Raw genomic sequence first — 2955 nt, 5'->3', positions numbered from 1 at the left:
GTGATCAGCCTCTGCGTGGGGATTGCCCTGTTGACGGAGCGGCTGGGCATTTCCAGCGAGATTGGGGCTTTCATTGCCGGTCTGATGATCTCGGAGGTGGAGTACGCCGACCAAACCCTGGACTATGTAGAGCCTTTGCGAGATGTGTTTGCTGCTCTCTTTTTTGCGGCCATCGGCATGCTCATCGATCCCAGCTTTATCCTCGGCCATCTGTTGCTGATCCTGGGGCTGGTGGGTCTGGTGATGGTGGGCAAGTTTTGCATCGTGGCTCCCTTGGCGCGGCTGTTTGGCTACGCTCTGCCGGCAGCGGTGGTGGTGGGGCTGGGCCTATCGCAAATCGGCGAATTCTCCTTTGTGCTGGCCAGCGAGGGGCAGGCTTTGGGATTGGTGTCGCGGCAGATCTATTTGTTGATTGTCAGCACCACAGCCGTTACCCTTCTGCTCACTCCCTTTCTGCTGAGGGGCGCTCCTCGACTGTTTTCCGGGCTACACGGGATCCCCTTCTTGGCCCGCTGGTTGGAATCGGGCGAGCGGCCCCGCGCTTTGGCCCCCGATGCTCCTCAACAGGGGCACGTGGTGGTGTGCGGCTATGGGCAGGTGGGGCAAGACATTGTGCGCATTCTGGAAGCCCGTCGTCACCCCCTCTTGGTCATTGATCAATCAGAACGGGTGATCCAACACCTGCGTTCCCGTGGGATCCCTTACCTCTACGGAAATGCGGCCAGCCCGTTGGTGCTGGAGAAAGCTTGCCTGCCCCAGGCCCGCGCCCTGGTTATTGCTCTGCCGGATCGCATGAGCATCCGCCTCTGCCTGAAACGAGCTCTGGAGTTGGCGCCGCAATTGGATGTGGTGGTGCGAGCTACCGACAAGGAAGACATCGAACAGCTCTATCAGTTGGGGGCCAGAGAAGTCGTCCACCCCGAATTTGAGGCCAGCCTGGGGCTGTGCAGCCATGTGTTGCTGGAGTTGGGAGAACCCCCAGACATCATTCAGCAGGAGATCCTGGCCATTCGCAGCAGCCACTACCGCGATCTGCGCCCTCTCCACCCCAGTTGTCTGATCCCCGCGCCTGTCAGTTGGCTGACACCGCCGGCCCCACCTCCCTCTCCCCCCCTCCCCGCCAATGCCAACGGCAGCCACGACAGCCACCCACCTGAGTCTGTGCTGGCCTGGTGGGAACGCTGGCAGCGGCCTGTTCAACCCGAATGGGCAGGGATCCCTGGCTCTGCCGAGTAGAGATTTGCACCTCAATCTTCGTAGTATCCTGCAAACTGGAGGTGTGGCCACTGCAAGTTGCAAGCCTCGGGACAGTTCCCCCGCTGCCTTTGCGGATGGAGACGCTGGGAGGTTTTCCAGAGGCAACGGAAAGGGTCCTCGGCGTTGCTCGGCACTCTGGGGGGAGGGGTGCCCCATCTGTTTCTGGCCCAGCTTGCCATGCCGACCGTTAACTATCTGCGCATCAGCTTGATCGATCGCTGCAATTTCCGATGCCAGTACTGCATGCCTGACGAGGCGGAGTTGACGTGGCTGCAAGCCCCAGAGCGTTTAACGGATGAGGAAATCCTCACGTTGGTTCGAGAGGTGTTTTTGCCGTTGGGGATCGATTGCTTTCGCCTCACCGGCGGCGAACCCCTGCTCAGGCCGGGGCTGGAGCACCTCATCCGGGCTCTATGCAGCTTGCCTGGGGTGAGAGATGTGGCCCTTACCACCAACGGCTTCAACCTCAGCCAAAAAGCTCAACTCCTCTATGAAGCGGGGTTGCGCCGCATCAACATCAGCTTTGATTCCCTCAACCCCGAGACCTTTCGACTGATCACGGGGCGGGATCGCTGGCGGCAGGTCTGGGCCGGGATCCAAGTTGCCCACCAAGTGGGGTTTGATCCCCTCAAGTTGAATGTGGTGGTGATCCCTGGGCTCAACGAATCGGAAGTGGAAGATCTGGCTGCCCTTACTCTGGAGCGACAATGGCATGTGCGCTTCATCGAGTTTATGCCCATTGGCAATGCCGCCCTCTTTCAGCAGGCCGGCTGGGTGGAGTCTGAGGTGCTGCGACAGCGAATTCGCGCTCGCTTTGGCCTGGAACCTGGGTTTGTGGCCGGCAATGGGCCGGCGGATGTGTTTCGAATCCCGGGGGCAAAAGGCACCTTGGGCTTTATCAGCCAGATGTCGGAGTGCTTTTGTGATCGATGCAACCGCATGCGGCTATCCAGCGACGGTTGGCTGCGCCCTTGCCTGCTCAACGAATCCGGCCAAATCAACCTGCGGGATCCGCTGCGAGCTGGGATCCCTGCCGAAAGGCTAAGACAGCAGGTGCGGGAATTGCTGGACATCAAGCCGGATATCAACTTCAAAGGACGGGACACCGGCAGCCAGGGATCCTACCGGCGCACCATGTCTCAGATTGGCGGCTAGCGGGGATAAGGGATCCGCAAAAGCTGGTTGACCGGTGGGTGGGCCACCTGCAACTGTTTCCCATCCGGCCACTGGATCTGGATTTCCTTGACCCCTGTTTCGGATCCCAGGCCAAAGTGGGCCACCGGCTCCATCTGACAGAGGTAGCCGCTGCCGGCGTCGATGGCCTGGATCTGGGTACGGGTGGAGGTGAGCAGCCTTACCAACGCGCCGCGGGCCGGGGCTCCCTGGCGGGTGAGGGGCAGAACTCTCAGCCAGTTGTTGGCATTGGCCTGAGGGCGATAGAAGCTGAGAGGCTGGGCGCCAGACTCCCCATGGGCAATCAACAATTCTAGACGACCATCCCCATCCACATCGGCCACTGCTGCTCCTGTCCCCAATCCCTGCGGCTCGGCAGCATCTCCAATGTCAATGGCCTGCCAACGGCCGGAGCGCCAAGCAAACAGGCGGTTGGGCTCGCCGATGTTGTTGAAAAACAGCTCTGGGTAGCCGTCGTTGTCGAAGTCGGCAGCAATGACCGTGCGAATGCGAGAGGGCCTGGCC

Annotated in this window: 3 protein-coding genes; 2 read left to right on the top strand and 1 reads right to left on the bottom strand. The window is 60.7% G+C overall.

Features of this window, described 5'->3' with window-relative positions:
* Both NW837_RS11975 and moaA read left to right on the top strand, forming a co-directional pair.
* The coding region (locus NW837_RS11975) for a cation:proton antiporter (protein ID WP_414331801.1) at window positions 1–1236 on the top strand (1236 nt) is incomplete at its 5' end.
* Between the two features lie 198 nt (window positions 1237–1434).
* The gene (gene moaA / locus NW837_RS11970) at window positions 1435–2412 is read left to right on the top strand and encodes a GTP 3',8-cyclase MoaA (protein ID WP_011434340.1); all 978 of its coding nucleotides are present in this window, start codon (window positions 1435–1437) and stop codon (window positions 2410–2412) included.
* Here the strand turns inward: moaA and NW837_RS11965 are convergent.
* Window positions 2409–2955, bottom strand: a 547-nt coding sequence (locus NW837_RS11965) for a CRTAC1 family protein (RefSeq protein WP_414331799.1), incomplete at its 5' end; no start/stop codon positions are given. The two genes, moaA and NW837_RS11965, sit on opposite strands and share 4 nt — an antisense overlap.

Origin of the sequence: Synechococcus sp. R6-10 (assembly GCF_047461815.1) — a bacterium.
Taxonomy (GTDB): Bacteria; Cyanobacteriota; Cyanobacteriia; order Thermostichales; family Thermostichaceae; genus Thermostichus.
This window is presented reverse-complemented; position numbering and strand designations above follow the sequence as displayed.

Bases quoted from the DNA above. Each gene is read 5' to 3' on its own strand.
- moaA (WP_011434340.1), top strand. From the start codon at position 1,435: ATGCCGACCGTTAACTATCTGCGCATCAGCTTGATCGATCGCTGCAAT.